Source organism: Lentzea californiensis (genome assembly GCF_024648825.1).
Taxonomy (GTDB): Bacteria; Actinomycetota; Actinomycetes; order Mycobacteriales; family Pseudonocardiaceae; genus Lentzea; species Lentzea californiensis.
In genome coordinates this window covers 513,719-532,246 of sequence record NZ_JANBBE010000002.1, presented here as the reverse complement: position 1 = coordinate 532,246, position 18,528 = coordinate 513,719, and the positions used below count along the sequence as shown (strand labels likewise).

At 68.2% G+C, this 18,528-nt stretch carries 18 protein-coding genes; 11 read left to right on the top strand and 7 right to left on the bottom strand.

The window, feature by feature from the left end; translation table 11 throughout:
* Positions 1–62: 62 nt before the first annotated feature.
* Positions 63–1,292, bottom strand: a complete 1,230-nt coding sequence (locus LX88_RS13425; protein WP_258948081.1) for a branched-chain amino acid ABC transporter substrate-binding protein — start codon at positions 1,290–1,292, stop codon at positions 63–65.
* 225 nt (positions 1,293–1,517) lie between these two features.
* Here LX88_RS13425 and LX88_RS13420 point away from each other — a divergent pair, with 225 nt between their 5' ends.
* Positions 1,518–3,146 carry a hypothetical protein gene (locus LX88_RS13420; protein WP_258948080.1) on the top strand — a complete coding sequence of 543 codons (1,629 nt, stop codon included), beginning with the start codon at positions 1,518–1,520 and terminating at the stop codon, positions 3,144–3,146.
* Here LX88_RS13420 and LX88_RS13415 read toward each other — a convergent pair whose 3' ends face one another.
* The 4 genes from LX88_RS13415 to LX88_RS13400 all read right to left on the bottom strand — a co-directional run bounded on the left by LX88_RS13415 (position 3,147) and on the right by LX88_RS13400 (position 5,782).
* The gene (locus LX88_RS13415; RefSeq protein ID WP_090067708.1) at positions 3,147–3,758 is read right to left on the bottom strand and encodes an ANTAR domain-containing response regulator; all 612 of its coding nucleotides are present in this window, start codon (positions 3,756–3,758) and stop codon (positions 3,147–3,149) included.
* A gap of 42 nt (positions 3,759–3,800) precedes the next feature.
* Positions 3,801–4,622, bottom strand: a complete 822-nt coding sequence (locus LX88_RS13410; protein WP_258948079.1) for a hypothetical protein — start codon at positions 4,620–4,622, stop codon at positions 3,801–3,803.
* Positions 4,623–4,826: 204 nt separating this feature from the next.
* The gene (locus tag LX88_RS13405; protein ID WP_258948078.1) at positions 4,827–5,369 is read right to left on the bottom strand and encodes a hypothetical protein; all 543 of its coding nucleotides are present in this window, start codon (positions 5,367–5,369) and stop codon (positions 4,827–4,829) included.
* Positions 5,370–5,425: 56 nt separating this feature from the next.
* A complete protein-coding gene (locus LX88_RS13400; RefSeq protein WP_258948077.1) occupies positions 5,426–5,782 on the bottom strand; it encodes a PLDc N-terminal domain-containing protein in 357 nt (118 codons plus the stop codon).
* 323 nt (positions 5,783–6,105) lie between these two features.
* On the opposite strand from LX88_RS13400, the gene LX88_RS13395 reads away from it, so the two are divergent.
* The 3 genes from LX88_RS13395 to LX88_RS13385 are packed head-to-tail and all read left to right on the top strand — an operon-like array spanning position 6,106 to position 9,621.
* Entirely contained in the window at positions 6,106–7,692 is a 1,587-nt protein-coding gene (locus LX88_RS13395; protein WP_258948076.1) for a thiamine pyrophosphate-binding protein, read from the top strand.
* A gap of 28 nt (positions 7,693–7,720) precedes the next feature.
* On the top strand, positions 7,721–9,100 hold the full coding sequence (locus LX88_RS13390; protein WP_258948075.1) for an ArnT family glycosyltransferase: 1,380 nt from the start codon (positions 7,721–7,723) through the stop codon (positions 9,098–9,100).
* A gap of 35 nt (positions 9,101–9,135) precedes the next feature.
* Positions 9,136–9,621, top strand: coding sequence for a mycothiol transferase (locus LX88_RS13385; protein WP_258948074.1), 486 nt, complete (start codon positions 9,136–9,138; stop codon positions 9,619–9,621).
* Between the two features lie 41 nt (positions 9,622–9,662).
* Here the strand turns inward: LX88_RS13385 and LX88_RS13380 are convergent, their stop codons facing one another.
* Positions 9,663–10,580 carry a LysR family transcriptional regulator gene (locus tag LX88_RS13380; RefSeq protein ID WP_258948073.1) on the bottom strand — a complete coding sequence of 306 codons (918 nt, stop codon included), beginning with the start codon at positions 10,578–10,580 and terminating at the stop codon, positions 9,663–9,665.
* Positions 10,581–10,661: 81 nt separating this feature from the next.
* On the opposite strand from LX88_RS13380, the gene LX88_RS13375 reads away from it, so the two are divergent.
* From LX88_RS13375 to LX88_RS13350, 6 genes are all read left to right on the top strand, one after another.
* A complete protein-coding gene (locus tag LX88_RS13375; protein ID WP_258948072.1) occupies positions 10,662–12,146 on the top strand; it encodes an aldehyde dehydrogenase family protein in 1,485 nt (494 codons plus the stop codon).
* Entirely contained in the window at positions 12,127–13,287 is a 1,161-nt protein-coding gene (locus tag LX88_RS13370) for an NAD(P)/FAD-dependent oxidoreductase (RefSeq protein ID WP_258948071.1), read from the top strand. Before LX88_RS13375 ends, LX88_RS13370 begins: the two co-directional genes overlap by 20 nt.
* A gap of 8 nt (positions 13,288–13,295) precedes the next feature.
* Complete coding sequence (locus tag LX88_RS13365; protein ID WP_258948070.1) at positions 13,296–14,414, top strand: Glu/Leu/Phe/Val family dehydrogenase; 1,119 nt, start codon at positions 13,296–13,298, stop codon at positions 14,412–14,414.
* The gene (locus LX88_RS13360) at positions 14,411–15,496 is read left to right on the top strand and encodes a CaiB/BaiF CoA transferase family protein (protein WP_258948069.1); all 1,086 of its coding nucleotides are present in this window, start codon (positions 14,411–14,413) and stop codon (positions 15,494–15,496) included. The genes LX88_RS13365 and LX88_RS13360 overlap by 4 nt, the downstream gene beginning before the upstream one ends.
* A 1-nt stretch (position 15,497) precedes the next feature.
* Positions 15,498–16,658, top strand: coding sequence for an acyl-CoA dehydrogenase family protein (locus LX88_RS13355; RefSeq protein ID WP_258948068.1), 1,161 nt, complete (start codon positions 15,498–15,500; stop codon positions 16,656–16,658).
* Positions 16,659–16,761: 103 nt separating this feature from the next.
* Positions 16,762–17,310, top strand: a complete 549-nt coding sequence (locus tag LX88_RS13350) for a TetR/AcrR family transcriptional regulator (protein WP_258948067.1) — start codon at positions 16,762–16,764, stop codon at positions 17,308–17,310.
* Between the two features lie 105 nt (positions 17,311–17,415).
* Here the strand turns inward: LX88_RS13350 and LX88_RS13345 are convergent, their stop codons facing one another.
* Positions 17,416–18,111, bottom strand: a complete 696-nt coding sequence (locus LX88_RS13345) for a peptidylprolyl isomerase (protein ID WP_258948066.1) — start codon at positions 18,109–18,111, stop codon at positions 17,416–17,418.
* Positions 18,112–18,259: 148 nt separating this feature from the next.
* Here LX88_RS13345 and LX88_RS13340 point away from each other — a divergent pair, with 148 nt between their 5' ends.
* On the top strand, positions 18,260–18,454 hold the full coding sequence (locus tag LX88_RS13340) for an antitoxin (protein ID WP_090067680.1): 195 nt from the start codon (positions 18,260–18,262) through the stop codon (positions 18,452–18,454).
* Positions 18,455–18,528 lie beyond the last annotated feature (74 nt).

Sequence of the window (18,528 nt, the reverse complement as noted above, 5' to 3'; positions counted from 1 at the left end):
ACGGCGGGGGCGAGCAAAGAACGCCCGCCCCCGCCGTGGCTCAATCAGTTTTTCGGTAGTCGTCAGCCGGTGAAGGTGCCGGTCTGAACGTCCTTCCACTTGGCCGAGGTGACCTGGTAGACGGTCAGCACCTTGTTCGTGCTGTCGCCGTACTGGTCGAACTTGACCTCGCCAGTGGCACCGGAGCCGGCGTACGCGCCGACGTTGGTCAGCATGGCGTCACGCTTCGACTCGTCCCAGGCGGAACCGCCCTCGAGGGTCTTGGCGAGGCCACCGATGATCGCGTTCGCGGCGTCGTAGGAGAACGCACCGTAGGCGGCGTAGTCCTCCTTGCCGAACTTCGCCTTGTACGCGTCGACGAAGGCCTTGGCCGTGGCCAGGGACTCGGTCGGGGCACCGACGGAGGTGGCGAGGTCGCCTTCCTTGCCGCCGAGCTCGATGTACTTGCCGTCGAAGATGCCGTCGCCGCCCATGAGCGGAACGTTCAGGCCCGCGCTCGCCATCTGCTTCGACAGCGGGCCGGCGACCGGGTACTCACCGCCGTAGTAGACGGCTTCCGGGGCCAGAGCCTTGATCTTGGAGATGACGCCGGAGAAGTCGGTGTCCTTCTCGCCGACCTTCTCGGAGCCGACGATCGTGCCGCCCTTCTTGCTGACCTGCTTGGACAGCTCGGCGGCCAGGCCCTCACCGTAGGTCTTGCCGTCGGTGATGATGGCGATCTTCTTCTTGCCGGCCTTCTCGACGAGGTAGTTGGCCGCGTACGGCCCCTGCAGGTCGTCGGTGGTGCAGACGCGGAAGTAGTTGTCGAACTGCCGCTTCGGGGCCGTCAGGAAGTCATTGCCCCTGGTCAGCGACGGGTTCGTGTTGGCGGGCGACACCTGGGGAATCTTCTTGTCCCGCAGGATCGGCTGCACGGTCTGGGCGACCGACGAGTTCAGCGTGCCGACGACGCCCACGACGTTCGGGTCGGTCGACAGCTTCGTGGCGGCCTGGGCACCCTTGGCGGGGTTGGCCTCGTCGTCCTGGGCGGACACGGTCAGCTTGAAGCCCGGGACCGTGCACTTCTTGTTCGCCTCGTCCACGGCGAGCTCGGCGGACTGCTTGATGCCGACGCCGAGAGCGGACAGGTTCCCGGACAACGGGGCGACAACACCGACGGTCAGAGTGCCCTTCGACGTGTCGCAGCTGCCCCCGGTGGTGCCGCCGCCCTCGGTCTTGTTCGAGCCACAAGCTGCAAGAACAAGCAGCGAGGCGCCGACGATCGCTGCGGACTTCACAGAGTGCTTACGCACGTGATGTCCCTCCTATATTCCTGCTCCCGGCTACGCGAGATCTCCGCGCGCCGCTCCATCACCCTCTCCTGAGGGATGGCCGGAACCTAGGCGATGACTGTGACCGCAGTCATCAAAGCCAATGGGCTCGTGACCATAACGCAACGCGGCGTTATGTTTTACTTAAGCAATCTCACAGCCTGTAACCTTCGTTCACTCTTTGGACGGCTGCCATAACGTGGACGTATGACTCCGCGTCGTCGGGTGATCACCGCGGCCGGCATCGTGGCGGCCCTGGTCGCCTCGGTGCTGGTGCTGCGCGCCACCGATGATGCCTTGAAGAAGCCCAGTTCAGAGGCCGTTCGCCTAACTAAGTACACGGCGGATTTCGTCGAGGTTTCGTCTCAGCCCGCGAGACCTGGCCCTCCGTCCACCGTTTGGAGCAGCGACGGACGAGTCCAATGGGCTCCCGTGGACGGCGCGGCTGGCTACGAGGTCGCCGGAAAACTCGTCACGTCGCCCGAGGTCGCGGGGTCAGGACGGCTCGAGGTGCGCGCCGTCGACGCCTTCGGCCAGCGGTCCGAGCCGGCCAGGGCCGAAGAACGCGCGAGCGACGACAGCTGGCGACAGAAGATCAACGGCTGGGTCGACGACTTCGACGACACGTTGCTGGAACGCCGCTACCACCTGAGCGGGCGGCGGGGGTGCGTGAACCCCGGCTCGGGCTCGGGCGGACGCCTGGTGCTCGACATGCCGTGCGGCAACGACACGGCCGTGTTGCGCGCACGGACGCCGCTGCAGCTGAACGAGTCGGGCGAACTCGGCCGCGTGGCCGTGGTGACGGACGCGGCGGGACCGCGCGGGAAGCTGGTGCTCGACCTGGCCCCCGGAACCCCCGATCGTCTCGGACCCATACCTCCTGCTGATGCGATCCGCGTCGTGGTCGACGACTCCACGGCCCCCGGAACGCGCGGAGCGGGCGTTCTGCATCGATTCGAAGCGGTGCTGACAGATAACGATGTGCGCGTTGTGCAAGATGGCGTGCAGATCGCGACGGTGCCGGTCGTGCCGAAGTGGCGTGAGGCGAGCGTGCTGATCAGCGTGACCCCGCCGCCCAGCTACCCCGGACGTGTGGAGATCGACGCCGTGGGCATCACCGGCTCGCGTGGACCGGTGGACGAGGTGATCGAGACACCGCTGGTGGCGGGGACGTTGCGCGTGCTCGAACCCGACGAGGAGGCGCCCAGTGTCGGCGTAGCGCGCGCACCGTTGCGTGCGGCACCTTCAGCGCGATTGCGGACGACGGTGCGGTTCGGCGACGGTGGCGACCCGAACGGCCTGGTCGCGGAGCTCGGGCCGGCGAAGCTGCCGTTGCGGCCGGTGGTGAGCGGCTGGTCGGCGGCAGAGGACGGCGAGTTGACGCTGGCCGGGGACGTGCCCGCCGAGTTGCTCGGAGAAGCCGGGACGCACGCGCTGACGCCGTTCGTGCTGCGGATGCCCGGCGCGTCGCAGGCCCAGGTGCTGGAGAGCTACCTGGAGGTGCCGGGCCGGTCGCAGGTGAAGCTGGAGAACGCTCCGGGCGAGCCGGCGCCCGTTTTGCCCGTCATGACCGCTGAGTTCGCCGCTACGGACCCGAACGACGCGTCACTGGTGATCACCCTCGACGCCTCCTCCGCACGCTCTGTGGCGCCGATAGCGGGCTTCGAGGTGTACGTGGACAACTCTCTCGCGGCGACCGTGCCGATGCCTGGTGGCGTTGGTGGCCGGCACGAGCTGCTGCTCTCACTGAAAGGCAGCCACAACGTCGAAATCCGCCTGCGCCCCGAGGATCCGGGGCGGCAGACGGACTCCGTGTTGCTCGAACTCAGACGCTGATCAGCCGAAGTTCTCGATGACGGCCTCTGCGACGGCCTTCATCGTCGTGCGGCGGTCCATCGCGGTGCGCTGCACCCAGCGGAACGCCTCCGGCTCGCTCAGACCCTGCTTGGTCATGAGAACGCCCTTGGCCCGCTCCACGACCTTGCGGGTCTCCAGTCGCTCGGTGAGCCCGGCGACCTCCTGCTCCAGCGCGGCCAGTTCGCTGAACCGGCTCATCGCCAGCTCGATCGCGGGCACGAGGTCCCGCTTGGCGAACGGCTTGACCAGGTAGGCCATCGCACCCGCGTCGCGGGCGCGCTCGACCAGGTCGCGCTGGCTGAACGCGGTGAGGATCACGACCGGCGCGATCCGGTTGCCCGCGATGTGCTGCGCCGCCTCGATCCCGTCGACCTTGGGCATCTTGACGTCCAGGATGACCAGGTCGGGATTGAGCTCGGTCGCGAGCTTGATGGCCTCTTCACCATCTGCGGCCTCGCCCGCCACGTCGTAGCCCTCTTCGCGCAACATCTCCACGAGGTCGAGGCGGATCAAGGCCTCGTCCTCGGCGACGAGCACGCGGGGGGCCTTGCGCGTGGCATCGGACTGGGCCTCGGCAGCCTGCTGGGTCACCGGGGTCCTCCTGACGATCGTTCCTGCGGGCGAAAGCGCAGTCTACCGGCGGCCGGGCCGCTGATCGGGCTGACCAGCCGTGACGGCAGACACGAACTCCTCAGGCCACGGGTAGGTCCGCATGCCCTCCTCGACGTCCTCGGCCGGCGCGTCGATGCGGCGCACCGTGATGTCGCGGGTGGTCCCGAAGTCCGGGTGACCGAGCTTCTGCCTGATCTCGTCCTCGGCCGGACCACCGGGCCACTCGACGAACCAGGCCCCGCCCATCGGGAGTGCTCGCAACCAGCTGGCGTCATGCCACAGGTGTACCCGCCGCAGCAGGGCGCTCCCAGTGGCCGATTCCGCGATCTCGTCGTCGTTGCCGCCGCCCTCGGTGTACTCGACGCCGCGGTGCTCGTGCATCCAGCGCACGTAGCGCATGCCGAGGTCCCACGCCCGCTCGTCGACCCCGGCCAGCACGACGCCGGCGTCACCGGTGGTCAGCTCGGCCGACCTGCGGTACTGCCGGTGCTCGAGACCGGCGACACCCATGCCGAAGCCGCCCTCGGTGCGCGGCAGCAGTTCGAACAGCAGCGGACCCAGAGCCCGGTCGCTCAGGTGCAGCCGCAGGGTCTCGCCCGGTTCCACCGTCCGGAACGCGTGGGCGGGCCTGATGATGCTCGCGGGCGGCATCAGCTGGAGCATGCTCGCGGCGGCGCAGCCCGCGACCAGGAACTTGGCCTCCAACTGGCGCTGGGCCTCGGTCGTGGCGTCGGGCAGCACCGCGTCACCGTCGCGGACGGCCGGGACCGCCTGGGACAGGTTCTCGCCCGTGTAGGTGCGCCGCAGATCGGCGAGCTGGTCCGTGGTGGACAGACGTGCCATGACAGCAGTCCTCGTTTCCGCCGCCCGGCTCGGCCGACAAGGACGCATGTGTCACGCGTCTACGTGGTCAGTTCGCTTCGACGAGCAGGAGTTGCTGAACACTGCGGCGGAGAATGCCGCTCACTGCCGGGGAGCGGCTCCAGCCTCACGTCTGCTCGGACGCCGTCCACCACGTTACCGGACCGGCGCACCCCGTTTTCCGCCTTAGTCGGCGCCCACGATGAGCTTGTACCTCACGTCGACCTGCTTGCCGTCCCCCGACCCGCGGATCACGAGCTCGTGCTCACCGGACGCGGGCCCGGGGATCCACGCGTAGAGACCGCAGCCGACGGCGTTGATCCGCCCGGCCGAGGTGCCGTACGGGTTGCCCGCGCGGGCCTCGAAGGTGAACGGCGTGGCGGACACCTTCGTGAGCGTCTGCGTGGAGCCGTCCAGCAGCACCTCGCCCTGCGCGCCCTTCATGAACGTCTCGCAGGAGGCGACATCGCTCGCGAGGTTCACGACCGGCGCGAGCAACGGCTTGGAGGCGGGAACCCGGCACTGGCGCTCCACCGGCGCCTCACCGAGCGACCCGGCGAGCAGCCAGACCTCGACGGGCTGGTCCCGCATGCAGAAGCGCCCGGAGGTGTCGGACACCGGGTTGCTGCCCGAGGGCTGGGAAGCCCAGGTCCACCAGCGCGCCTGGAAGTCGGCCGGCGCCAGTTTGTCCGAAGTGGACGGTTGAGCGGTGGGGGGTTGTGCCGCCATCTGCGCGTTTCCGCCACAACCGGCGAGCAGAAAAACCAAGAACAGCAGGGCGATCCTCACTGGTTCTCGCGTCCCTTGCGTCGTTGTTCCTCCGCGCGCTCACGGCAGCGGCGCAGGAACTCCTGATCGTCGTCAGCATCGGTGGCCGCGAACCGTCCCGGCCGGTCGTACTCGGGAAATGCGGGAGTACCTCGTTCGTACGCTCCGAATCGCGCGCGTCCGGTCCCCACCGCCGGACGGCCCGCGACGAGCCACGCGATCGAACCCACCAACGGGAACAGCAGGACCAGGAGAAGCCACATCATCTTCGGCAGATTGCGAACGGAGCCCTCGTCGGTCGTGATCACGTCCACGACGGCGAAGATCGTCAGGCCCAGCATCAGCACTCCGAACAGCCCACCGAAGTACAGCATCTCCACCCCCAGGTAGTGCGGTCGCCGCACATGGTGGCACAAGGGGCCACTCTCTGGACACAGTTCACTTGTCAATCATCTCGGGACCAATTCACGAAGCCCTGAATCCGCCGAAACAAAAGTCGCGGGAAGGCCGGAAATGCCGTCCGGCGGTTCAAGGGGTCGTACCACGCCTTGCGTTTCCCGGATTCGAACGAGGTTTCGCGGACCGGAACGTTCACACCGTCCCAGCTGGACCGGAGTCGTGAGGGGAGCTGACGCTGAGCACCAGACCTGCTGCGCACCCGTTGCTCACCTAGTAAGAGAGCCTTAGCGTCGGAGACATGCCCAGGGGTGCCGAGAGCTTGCTGGAAGTGCTGGCCGCGCACGACGTCGAGGTGGTGTTCGGACTGCCCGGCGTGCACAACCTCGCCGTCTGGGAGGCACTGCAAAAGCACCCGGGCATCCGCATGATCGGCGTGCGCCACGAACAGACGGCGGTCTACGCGGCAGACGGCTACGCGCGGGCCACTGGCAAGCTCGGCGTGGCGGTCGTGACCACCGGTCCCGGCGCGGCGAACACCCTGGGCGCCACGGGCGAGGCGTGGGCGTCCGGCAGCCCGGTGCTCGTGATCGCCACGGACATCCCCTCGATCCTCCGGCGGCCCGGGGTGTACCGCGGTGTCCTGCACGAGACGCGCGACCAGAGGGCCATGTTCGCCCCGGTCACCAAGGCGGCGTTCGACGTGCCGTCCGCCCAGGAGCTCGGCGCGTACGCCGACAAGGCCGTCCAGCAGGCGATGCGAAGCCCGCACGGCCCGGTGTACCTGGGCGTCCCGACGGACTTCCTGTCCGCCGACGTCCCGCACCACCCGGTGACGAAGGCCGAGACCACCCACGCGGTTGTCGACCTCACCGAAGCCCAGAAACTCATCGCCACGTCGTCGAAGCCTCTGATTTGGGCCGGCGGCGGCGCGGCACGGTCAGGCGCAGCGGCAGCCATCGGCACGTTGGCCGCCAAGCTGCAAGCACCGATCATTACGACGTACGGCGCCCGCGGCCTGACGGACAGCCCTTACGTCGTGCGAGGTCCGGTGCACGCACCGCCCGTTGGAAAGTTGTGGGACGACGCCGACCTCGTGATCGCGATCGGCACCGACTTCGACGGCATGATGACCCAGAACTGGTTGCAGCCGAGGCCGCGCGCCCTGCTCGCCATCAACATCGACAAGGCAGAGGCGAACAAGAACTACTCCGCCGACATCACACTCGAAGGCGACGCGGCCGCCGTCACCACCGCTCTCGCCGCAGAAGTGACCGCCAAGCATGCCTCCGCCGACATCGAAGCCGTCAACGCCGAGGTGCGCGCACTGGCCGAAGCCGACTCGCCCGAAGCCACAAAACTGTTGCAGGCGCTGGAAGACACCGACGCCACGATCGTCGCCGACATGTGCATCCCCGGCTACTGGATCGGCGGCTTCCACCACGTCACCAAACCTCGTGGCCTCGCCTACCCGGTCGGCTGGGGCACGCTCGGCTTCGGTTTCCCGGCGGCCATCGGCGCGGCCGTCGAACACCGCACCATCGCGGTCGTCGGCGACGGAGGTTTCCTCTTCGCGTGCGGCGACCTCGCGACGTTGAAACAAGAAGGCCTGCCGCTCACCATCGTGCTCGTCGACGACGGCGGCTACGGCATGCTCCGCTACGACCAGCAGATCGCGAACCACGCCATCAGCGGCGTGGACCTGACCCGCCCGGACTTCGCGAAGCTCGCCGAGAGCTTCGGCATCCCCGCCGTCACGCTCAACGGCTTCGACGACCTCAAGCCCGCCCTCGCCGACGCCGGGGGCCCCACCATGATCGTGGTCAACGCGAACCTCAAGCCCCCGGTCACCACCTCCCCGCGCTGGTACCGCAAAACCGCCACCTGACCGGACACAGCGTGGGTACCGTCCGTCCATGAGACGTGGGCTGGGGATCGTGCTCGCCGTGCAGGCGGTGGTCCTGACCGCGTTGTCAGGCCGCTACGGCTTCCACCGCGACGAGCTCTACTTCATCGCGGCGGGCACACGCCTGGACTGGGGCTACGTCGACCAGCCTCCGATCACCCCGCTCCTCGCCCGCCTCACGACGGAGGTGTTCGGCGAGACACCGGTCGGCCTCCGCGTGATGGCCACCCTCCTGGCCCTGGCCATCACGGTCGTGGTCGCCCTGACAGCGAAAGAGCTGGGCGGCGGCTCGGTCTTCGCGGCAGCCGCCTCGGCAACGTCGACGTTCGTCCTGGCCGTGAGCCACATGCTCTCGACGGCCACCGTCGACCTGCTGATCTGGGTGCTCATCGGTTACTTCGCGATCAAGCTCCTGAAGACCGCCGACGGCCGCTGGTGGCTAGCACTCGGCGCAACGGCAGGCGTGGGCCTCGCCAACAAGTGGTTGCTGCTCCTGCTGCTGGCAGCCATGACGATCGCACTCCTCGCCGTGGGCCCGCGCAACGTCCTGCGCACCTGGTGGCTCCTCGCCGGCCTCGCGGCGTGCGCGGTGCTCGCCGCCCCTGCCGTCATCTGGCAAGCACTGCACGACTTCCCGCTGCTGACCGTCGCCCAGGGCATCAGCGAGGACGACGGCGCCGAGAACCGCATCATGTTCGTACCCATGCAGATCCTCCTGCTGTCACCACTGCTGGTACCGGTGTGGCTGATCGGCTTCCGGAGCCTGTGGCGCGACAGGACCTTCCGCTCGATCGCACTCGCCTACCCGATCCTCTGCGCCCTGTGCCTGATCACCGGCGGCAAGCCCTACTACGCCGTCCCGCTGCTCCTCGTGCTGACGGCGGCAGGAGCACGCCAAGCCCAAGAATGGCTGGCGCGCCGCAAGACCACCGGCAGCGTCCTGGTCGCCCTGAGCGTCGTGCCGGCTGTGCTGGGCTCGTTGCCGATCCTGCCGCCCAGCGCCCTGGCCCCCGTCATCGCCATCAACCCCGAACAGGGCGAGCAGGTCGGCTGGCGCGAACTGGCCCTGACCGTCCAGGAAGCGTTCTTCGCGAACGACTACCCGACCGTCATCACCCGCAACTACGGCCAGGCCGGTGCGATCGAGGCCTACACCGAGGTGCACGTCTGGTCCGGGCACATGTCCTTCTACGACTGGGGACCTCCCCCGTCCAGCCGCAGGAAGGTGCTCCTGGTCGGGTTCGACGAACCGCCGTTCAGCGACTGCAAGGTCGTCGCACGCCACCACAACCCCGTGGAGAACGAAGAAGACGGCACGGAGATAAAGCTGTGCGCGGCCCCAACGGAACCATGGGAGACCCTCTGGCCAAAACTCCGCCACTACTACTGAACGACACCGGCCGCGAAGGCTGACAAACTCGCCCGGTGACCCGAACCTGGCCCGAGAAGCGCGCCGCCGACGAAAGCGCGCTCGCCTGGGAGTTCCTCGACTTCCTCCGCAAGACCGCCGTGCTGAAGGTCGACGGCCTGACCCGCGACCAAGCCGCGGTGGCCCCGATCGCCACGTCCCCGAAGTTGACGGCCCTCGGCGTGCTCAAGCACCTGACGGCCGTCGAGCGGTACTGGCTTTGCATCGCGGGCGCGGGCCTCGACCTGCCGTCGCTGTGGAAGGGCGACCCGGACCCGTCCTGGAACCTCGAAGACGACGACACCCCGGCGTCACTGATCCAGGCCTACCGCGAGGAATGGACGAACGCCGAGGCGCTGAAGAGGCTGGCGCCCGACGCGACGGCCGCGGACGGCGAGCGCACCGTGCGGTGGATCCTGGCCCACGTGGCACAGGAAACCGCGCGGCACGTGGGTCATCTCGACCTGCTCCGCGAACTCGCGGACGGGCAGACCGGCGAGTGAAGATCAGTCCGAACAAGGGCGAACCGGGCCGCACCTTCCCTTCACGGCTGGTACAGGTGGCCGGCCACGGCGTTTCGGCACACTTCCTGGAGTGCGTCCACCGCGTCGCGCAGCAGCGGGTTGGTGTTCGCCGTGCGGTGGACGACGTGCACGTGTCTGCGCACGGGCTTGTGCCGCAACGGCATCGCGTGCGTGCCGGGCAACTCCTTGTACCCCAGCGCGGGCACGAGTGCGACACCGACGCCGGCCGCCACGAGCGACTGCACGACCTCGTAGTCGTTGCTCCGGAAAGCGATCTTGGGAGCGAAGCCCGCCGCCGCGCACAGACGCGTGAGGCAGGTGGCACCGGAGGTGCCGTCGCGTGACGCGATCCAGCGCTCGTCCTTCAGATCTTCGAGTCTGACGTTGTTCTTCGCGGCCTGGTGCGCGGACGGCACCATGACCAGCAGGGATTCGTCCAGCAGCGGCAGCACCGTCAGCTCTTCCGGCCACGTGCGCGGGACGAGGTCGTACGCGTAGACCAGCGCGAGGTCGAGCTCGCCCGCCAGCACGAGCGGCAGCACGTCGTCCGGCTCCGCCTCGTCCAGGCGGATCTCGGCGCCCGGCAACTCGGCCTGCAGCTTCGCCAGCGCCTTCGGCACGACCCGCGCGCTCGCCGTGGGGAACGTGCCGATCCGCAGGCGGCCCCGCAGGCCCTGCACCATCGCCTTCACCTCGTGCTCGAACCCGTCGAACGCGGCGAGCAATTCGCCACCGCGGTCGGCGATCAGCAGAGCGGCCGCGGCCGGCCTGATCGAGTGCGCCTCGCGTTCGAAGAGCGTCACGCCGACCGCCCGCTCGAACGCCGAGATCTGCTGCGACACGGCCGACGACGTGTAGCCGAGACGACGGGCGGCCTCGGCGAAGGAACCCGTCTTCACGACCTCGACGAGCGTGCGGAGATGGACCGGGTTCAGCACCAGGCCAGCTTATGCTCGACGTCGCGAGGTTTCATTCTGCAACCTCTGGCGCATCCACGACCCACCTACCAGGGTGGATGCATGCCCTACATCTCCACGAACCCGTCGAACACCTCCGACGTGGTCGCCGAGATCGAGCTCGGGACCAGCCGCGACTTCGTCGACGCCGCCCAGCGGGCCAAGGCCGCACAGCGCGCGTGGGCACGCGTACCCGCGCCCGTGCGCGGCCAGGTCATCGGCAACATCGGCCGCCTGGTCGAGGCGAACTTCGAACCCCTCTCCCAGCTCGTGACCCGCGAGATCGGCAAGCCGATCGCGGAGGCCCGCGGCGAGGTGCAGGAGATCGTCGACACCGCGAATTTCTTCCTCGGCGAGGGCAGGCGCCTCTACGGGCAGACGGTTCCCTCGGAGATGGCGGACAAGCAGCTCTTCACCTTCCGCAACCCGGTCGGCGTCGCGGCGATCATCACCGCCGGCAACTTCCCGGTCGCCGTGCCGTCCTGGTACATCATCCCGGCCCTGCTGTGCGGCAACTCGGTCGTCTGGAAGCCCGCCGAGTACTCCGCCGCGTCGGCCCAGGCCTTCTACGACGTGTTCCAGGCCGCCGGCATCCCGGCCGGCGTGTTCGAGATCGTCTTCGCCGAGGGCTCGGAGACGTTCGACGGACTCGAGCAGTCGCTGCAGCAGGGTCTCGTCGACAAGGTCGGCTTCACCGGGTCCAGCGAGATCGGTGTGCGCATCGGCGAGCTGTGCGGACGCCACCTCCAGACGCCGTGCCTGGAGCTGGGCGGCAAGAACCCGATGGTCGTCACCGAGGACGCGGACCTCGACCTGGCCGTGCAGGGCGCCTTGTTCGCCGGCTTCGGTTCCGCGGGCCAGCGCTGCACCTCGCTCGGCACGGCGATCGTGCACGAGTCGGTGTACGACGAGTTCCTGACCCGGTTCGTCGAGGCCGCCGCCGGCGCCACCGTGGGCGACCCGACGGGCGATGTCCTCTATGGACCGCTGCTGGACGAGAAGTTCGCGCTGGCGTACGAGAAGTATCTCGGCTGGATCGGCGAGCACCACACGGTGCACGGCCCGACCGGCCGCATCTCGGCCACCAGTCCCCGCGACGGATTCACTGGTGAGAACGGCTTCTTCTACCACCCCGCAATCGTTTCCGGTGTGCGCGACGACGACGAACTGTTCCTGCAGGAGACGTTCGGCCCGCTCGTCGGCGTCATGAGGTACTCGGACCTGGACGAGGCGATCGAGCTCGGCAACAAGCCCGGCTACGGCCTCTCCTGCTCGATCTACACCACGGACCCGAACAAGGCCTTCCGGTTCCGCGCCGGCATCTCCGCCGGAATGGTCAGCGTCAACAACTCGACGTCCGGGGCCGAGGCGCACCTGCCGTTCGGCGGCAACGGCAAGAGCGGCAACGGCTCCCGGCAGTCGGGCGTGTGGGTGCTCGACCAGTTCACCCGCTGGCAGTCCATGAACTGGGACTACTCCGGGAAGCTGCAGAAGGCGCAGATGGACACTCTCGCGATCGAGGCGAACCTTGACTTCCGCCTCGCCTGAGCTGCCCGCTCGAGCAGAGGTCGTCGTCATCGGCGGCGGGGTGATGGGCACATCCATCGCCTTCCACCTCGCCGAGGCAGGAGTCCGGGACGTCGTGGTCGTGGAGAGGGATGACCTGGGGTCCGGCTCCACCTGCAAGGCAGCGGGTGGAGTGCGCGCCCAGTTCTCCGACGAACTGAACATCAGGCTCGGAGCTCGATCCATCGAACTGTTCCAGCGCTTTCCGCAGCGCCCCGGGCAGGAGATCGATCTGCACCAGGTCGGCTACCTGTTCCTCCTTTCCTCTCGGGAACACGTCACGGCGTTCGAGCGCAACGTCGATCTCCAGAACTCCCTCGGCGTGCGCAGTCGCATGCTGACTGTCGAGGAGGCCCGGCGGATCTCGCCGCTGATCGAAACGGACGGCCTGCTCGCGGCGACCTACTCGCCCGACGACGGACACTGCACGCCTGAGTCCGTCGTACTGGGCTACGCCACCGCGGCCCGCCGGTCCGGTGTCCGCTTCCACACCAGAACAACCGTGAGATCGATCGTAGGGACGGGGTCCGACAGTTTTCGCGTCGAAACCGACCGCGGGACGGTTTCGGCGCGAACTCTGATCTGTGCCGCGGGTGCCTGGTCGCGGGAGATCGGCGAGATGGTGGGCGTTGACCTGCCCGTTTCTCCCCTGCGGCGGCAGATCATGTTCACCGAACCCATGCCGGAGCTACACGATCGGGTGACTCCCTTCACCATCGACTTCGGCAGCACCCTCTACTTCCACCGCGAGGGCCAGGGGTTGCTGTTCGGCATGTCCGACCCCGACGAGACACCGGGTTTCAAGCTGGACATGTCCGACGCGTGGCTGCCCCGCCTCACCGAGGCGATCGGCAGGCGTGCGCCGAGGCTGCTGGACGTGGGCGTGCGCGACGGGTGGGCCGGGCTGTACGAGGTGACGCCGGACCACAACGCGCTGATCGGCTCGGTGGGCGGGTTCTTCTACGCCACGGGCTTCTCGGGGCACGGGTTCCTGCAGGGACCCGCGGTCGGTGAGGTCGTGCGCGACCTCGTGCTCGGCCGCGAGCCCTTCGTCGACGTGTCCAGTTTGGACGCCTCCAGGTTCGCCGCCGACCGGGCACGGCCGGAACTCAACTGCGTGTGAGGAATGTGATGGACGTTCTCGAGCTCATGGACGAGTGGGGGCCGGAGAAGGTCGTCTGCGTGTCCGACCGGCGCACCGGCATGAAAGGTGTGCTCGTCATCGACAACACCGCGCGCGGCATGGGCAAGGGCGGCACCCGGATGAGCCCGCACGTGACGGTCGCGGAGATCGCCCGTCTCGCGCGCGTGATGACGTGGAAGTGGGCCGGCGCCGACCTGTTCTTCGGCGGTGCCAAGGCGGGGATCGTGTTCGATCCTTCTTCTCCCGGCAAGGAAGCGGCGCTGCGGGCGTTCGCGCGCAAGCTCTCCAACGAGGTGCCGCGCGAGTACGTGCTCGGGCTCGACATGGGCCTCACGGAACGGGACGCCGCGATCGTCCAGGACGAACTGTCGGACCGCGGCGCTATGATGGGCGCACCGGCTCAACTCGGCGGTCTTCCGTACGACGAGCTGGGCGTCACCGGGTACGGCGTGGCCGAGGTGGCGGACGAGTTGGTGGCGCTGCGCGGAAAACGCGTGGCGATTCAGGGTTTCGGTGCGGTGGGCGCCGCGGCGGCGAAGCGGTTCGCCGAACTGGGCGCTGTCGTCGTCGCCGTGTCATCGGTGCACGGGGCGTTGGTGGATGCCGGCGGCCTGGACGTCGCACGGCTGCTGAAGCTGCGAGGCGAATTCGGTGACCTCGCGGTCAAGGAGTACGGCGCCGTCCGCGCGCTCGGTGCCGAGCTCCGGGTGCCGTGCGACGTGCTGGTGCCGGCCGCTCTGCAGGACGTGATCGACGCGGACCTGGCGGGCGAGCTCGACACCATACTGGTGGTCGAGGGTGCGAACCTGCCGACTTCCGCTGCGGCACAAGAGGTTCTCGCCGCGCGCGGGATCACGGTCGTGCCGGACTTCATCGCGAACGCCGGCGGCGTGGTCGCGGCGGCGTTCGGCATGGACGCGCGGTACTCACCGTTCCCGGTGGATCCCGCGACGGTGCTGCAAGCCGTGTCCTCGAAGCTGAGGGCGAACGCGGTGACCATCATCGCCGAGGCACGAAGTCGTGGCACCACGACACATGTGGCGGCGCGCGAGCTGGCGCAGGAACGCGTGCTGGCCGCGATGAAGCTGCGGGGGCGGGTCGCATGAGCTCCCTCGAAGGCGTGGTGATCGCGGACTTCAGCCGGGTGCTGGCGGCGCCGTACGCGACGATGGTGCTGGGCGACCTCGGTGCCGAGGTGGTCAAGGTCGAGCAGCCCGGCAGGGGCGACGAGACCCGCACGTGGGGCCCGCCGCACTACGAGGACGAGGCGACGTACTTCCTGTCCGTCAACAGGAACAAGACGTCGGTGCAGATCGACCTGTCGACCGCGGCGGGCCGGGAGGCGGCGCGCGAGCTGATCGCGCGGGCGGACGTCGTGGTCGAGAACTTCAAGCCGGGCACGATGAAGAAGTTCGGGCTCGACTACGAGTCGCTCGGGCGGGACGACCTGGTCTACTGCTCGATCTCGGGGTTCGGCTCGGGCAAGGGCGCGGACCTGCCCGGCTACGACCTGCTCGTGCAGGCCGTGGGCGGGTTGATGAGCGTGACCGGACCTGGGCCGTACGAGCCGGTGAAGACCGGTGTGGCGCTGGTCGACGTGCTGACCGGGCTGCACGCCTGCGTCGGCATCCTGGCGGCGTTGCGGCACCGGGAGGCGACGGGGCTGGGCCAGCTCGTCGAGCTCGACCTGCTGACGGTGTTGTTGTCGAGCATGGTGAACCAGAGCGCGGGCTTCACGCTGGCCGGGTCGGTGCCGAAGCCGATGGGCAACCGGCACCCGTCGATCGCGCCGTACGAGGTGTTCCCGACGGTCGACCAGCCGATCGTGCTCGCGGTCGGCAACGACCGGCAGTTCCGCCGGCTGTGCTCGGTGCTGGACGTGCCCGAGCTGGCCACGGACCCGCGGTTCGTCACGAACTCCGATCGCGTGGAGAACGTGGACGAGCTGTTCGAGGTGCTCGCGGCGAGGCTGCGGACGCGCCCGGCGCAGCACTGGTTCGAGACGCTGACGCCGCTGGGTGTGCCGTGTGGTCCCGTCAACGACGTCGCGCGCGCGTTCGCGCTGGCGGAGTCGCTGGATCTCGGCCCCACCGCGACGATCGACGGCATGACGCTCGTCGCGAACCCCATCCGCCTGTCGCGCACGCCGGTGACCTACCGGCTGCGCCCGCCGAAACTGGAGCAGTGACGTGCAGGACCCGTTGGAGCTGCTGGACATCCCGTCGTTGCTGGGCGACGAGGAGCGCGACATCCAGGCCACCGTCGCGGCCTACCTGACCGACCACGTCCGGCCGCACATCGCCTCGTGGTTCGAGGCGGGCATCCTGCCGCGCGAGCTGGCGCGGGAACTGGGCAAGCTCGGTGTGCTGGGCATGCACCTGGAGGGGTACGGGTGCGCGGGGACGTCCGCGCTCGCGTACGGGCTCGCGTGTCTGGAACTGGAGGCCGTCGACAGCGGCATCCGCAGCTTCGTGTCCGTGCAGGGTTCGCTGTCGATGTACTCGATCTGGAAGTACGGGTCGGAGGAGCAGAAGCAGGAGTGGCTGCCGCGGCTGGCCGCCGGTGAGGCGATCGGGTGCTTCGGGCTGACCGAGCCGGACTTCGGCTCGAACCCGTCCGGCATGCGCACACGGGCCGTGCGCGACGGCGCGGACTGGGTGCTGAACGGCACCAAGACGTGGATCACCAACGGTGGCCTCGCCGACGTGGCGACGGTGTGGGCGCGGACCGAGGAGGGAATTCGGGGATTCCTCGTTCCCCGCGGGACGCCCGGATTCTCAACCCGTGACATCAAGCAGAAGCTGTCGATGCGAGCATCCGTCACTTCCGAGTTGGTCCTGGAGGAGGTGCGGTTGCCGGAAAGTGCCCGGCTGCCGCTCGCGACTTCCTTGCGCGCACCGCTCACGTGTCTGAACGAGGCGCGGTTCGGGATCGTGTTCGGTGCTGTCGGTGCCGCGCGGGATTCGTTGCAGGCGGCGCTCGACTACTCCGGCACGCGCATCCAGTTCGACCAGCTGATCGCCTCGTTCCAACTCACCCAGCGCAAGCTCGCGAGCATGACGGTGCAGGTCAGCAACTCGATGTTGCTGGCGTTGCACCTCGCGCGGCTCAAGGAGGCCGGCACGCTCAAGCCCGAGCAGATCAGCGTCGGCAAGTACAACAACGTCGAGGCGGCCATCGCGATCGCCCGGGAAAGCCGGACCATCCTCGGCGCGAACGGCATCTCGCTCGAGTACTCGCCCTTGCGTCACGCCAACAACCTGGAATCCGTACTGACTTATGAGGGCACTTCCGACATCCACCTGCTATCCATCGGCCACGCGTTGACCGGAATCGCCGCTTTCCGTTGATCGTTCGCCCTATCCTGCACTCCGCAACGGGGTTCGCGGGTGGGAGGACGTTCTGCCGGAGGAGACAAACAGCCGCAGTGACGCGCGTCGCAACCGCAAGCGATTGCTGGACGCCGCGACGCACGTCCTGCGGGCTGAACCAGCAACGGCGACGATGCAGTCGATCGCGCGCAAGGCCGCGCTTTCGCAAGCGACGGCGTATCGGCACTTTCCCTCCGTGGAAGCGCTCGTGGTGGCCTATCACGAAGACGTCATAGCGTCGTTGGCCGAACACGGCGAACGGTCTCGCAAGACCGGCAAAGAACTGTTCGAGCACCAAGCCGCACGGTGGGTGAAGCTGCAGAACGTGCACGGCCCGGTGATAGTGCGGTTCTCGTCGCAGCGCGGGATTCTGGAACGGATGCACAACGCCGAGGAGGTGGCGGCGTTGACGTGCAGCGCGTGGGACCAGGCGTTGCGCGGCGTGCTGATCGACCTGGCGCTCCCGGACGCCCTGCTGAACGTGGCGCGGTTCCTGCACCACGCGTTGTTCGACCCGCGGGAGATCCTCGACCTGACGAAAACCGCCGGAGTACCTGACGAACAGGTGGTCCGGCGGCTCTCGGACGCGTTCTACGGTGCGTTGAAGGGCTGGGCGCGCTCAGACGCGTGAGGCTTCCTCGATGAGGTCGGCGATCCATCCGGGCTTTGCGCCTATGGTCCGATTTCGGCCAGCAGACCGCCCCTGAGCGGCTGAGGGCAGCATTGAATCCCTCGGTCAGAGCCCGAGGGGAAGCACCCACTTCAGCTCCGACTTGACGTTCGGCCGGCCGTCGAGCGGGTTCTCCCCCGCGATGCCGCCGGCCGCGATCTTGTCCAGGGTCTTCAGGCCCTCGGGCAGGATCTGGCCGAACACGGTGTAGTTGGGGCGCAGGATCGAGTCCGACTGCACGAGGAAGAACTGCGAGCCGTTCGTGTCCGGTCCGGCGTTCGCCATGGCGAGCGTGCCGCGCGGGTAGATGCGGCGCTGTCCGGTCGGGTCGTTCGGCGCGGGCTGCAGATCGGTCGGCAGCTCGTCCTTGTACTTGTAGCCCGGGCCGCCCTCACCCGTGTTGGACGGGTCACCGCACTGCAGCACCTTCAGCGTCGGGTACGCGGTGAGGCGGTGGCACTCGGTCTGGTTGTAGAAACCGCGGTGCGCCAGGTGGATGAAGCTGTGCGCGGTGCACGCGGCCTTGGAGCGGTCGAGCAGGAGCGGGATGTCGCCCTGGTTCGTCTTCACCTTGACCAGGACCTTGCCCTTGGTGAACCACGGGTCGTGCGGGATCGACACCGGACGCGCGGCCGGTTCCTCCGGGGTCGCGGTGTAGCCGCAGTCGGGCCGGGCCGGCTGAACCTCGGCGGACGCGGTGCCCGTCGTGATGAAACCAACGGCCAGCGCCGCCACTGCCAGTCCAGCTGCGATTCGCCTCATGCGCGTTTCCTAGTGGAGCCGGGGTGGGCGGGCAAGGTTTAACGGATCACAGGGCCTGGTCGAGCCAGTCGCGGCGCTTCACTCGATCCAGCGACGTGTATCGGATCCGGGACCGGGTACCCGAACTGCATAGGGAGGTAATGCAGTCATGGGATTCGACGAGTTGAAGAACAAGGCCAAGGACCTCGTGGGCCAGCACGGTGACAAGGTCGACGACGGTGTCGAGCGCGCGGGTCAGTTCGCCGACGACAAGACCGGCGGCAAGCACAGCGAGCACATCGACAAGGGCGAGGACAAGCTCAAGGAAGGCCTTCGGAACTTCGGCGGCCAGCAACAGCAGTGACAGGACCTACTGAGAGTGGGCTCTTGAGGCGGCACAGGCGGTTGGTTCGCGTGTGAGTTAAGCCTGATCGGATT

Coding starts and splice junctions, on each gene's coding strand:
- LX88_RS13340 (WP_090067680.1), top strand. CDS start 18,260: ATGGGATTCGACGAGTTGAAGAACAAGGCCAAGGACCTCGTGGGCCAG.
- LX88_RS13360 (WP_258948069.1), top strand. CDS start 14,411: ATGAGCTCCCTCGAAGGCGTGGTGATCGCGGACTTCAGCCGGGTGCTG.
- LX88_RS13395 (WP_258948076.1), top strand. CDS start 6,106: ATGCCCAGGGGTGCCGAGAGCTTGCTGGAAGTGCTGGCCGCGCACGAC.
- LX88_RS13365 (WP_258948070.1), top strand. CDS start 13,296: ATGGACGTTCTCGAGCTCATGGACGAGTGGGGGCCGGAGAAGGTCGTC.
- LX88_RS13375 (WP_258948072.1), top strand. CDS start 10,662: ATGCCCTACATCTCCACGAACCCGTCGAACACCTCCGACGTGGTCGCC.
- LX88_RS13410 (WP_258948079.1), bottom strand. CDS start 4,622: ATGGCACGTCTGTCCACCACGGACCAGCTCGCCGATCTGCGGCGCACC.
- LX88_RS13420 (WP_258948080.1), top strand. CDS start 1,518: ATGACTCCGCGTCGTCGGGTGATCACCGCGGCCGGCATCGTGGCGGCC.
- LX88_RS13405 (WP_258948078.1), bottom strand. CDS start 5,369: ATGGCGGCACAACCCCCCACCGCTCAACCGTCCACTTCGGACAAACTG.
- LX88_RS13345 (WP_258948066.1), bottom strand. CDS start 18,111: ATGAGGCGAATCGCAGCTGGACTGGCAGTGGCGGCGCTGGCCGTTGGT.
- LX88_RS13390 (WP_258948075.1), top strand. CDS start 7,721: ATGAGACGTGGGCTGGGGATCGTGCTCGCCGTGCAGGCGGTGGTCCTG.
- LX88_RS13400 (WP_258948077.1), bottom strand. CDS start 5,782: ATGCTGTACTTCGGTGGGCTGTTCGGAGTGCTGATGCTGGGCCTGACG.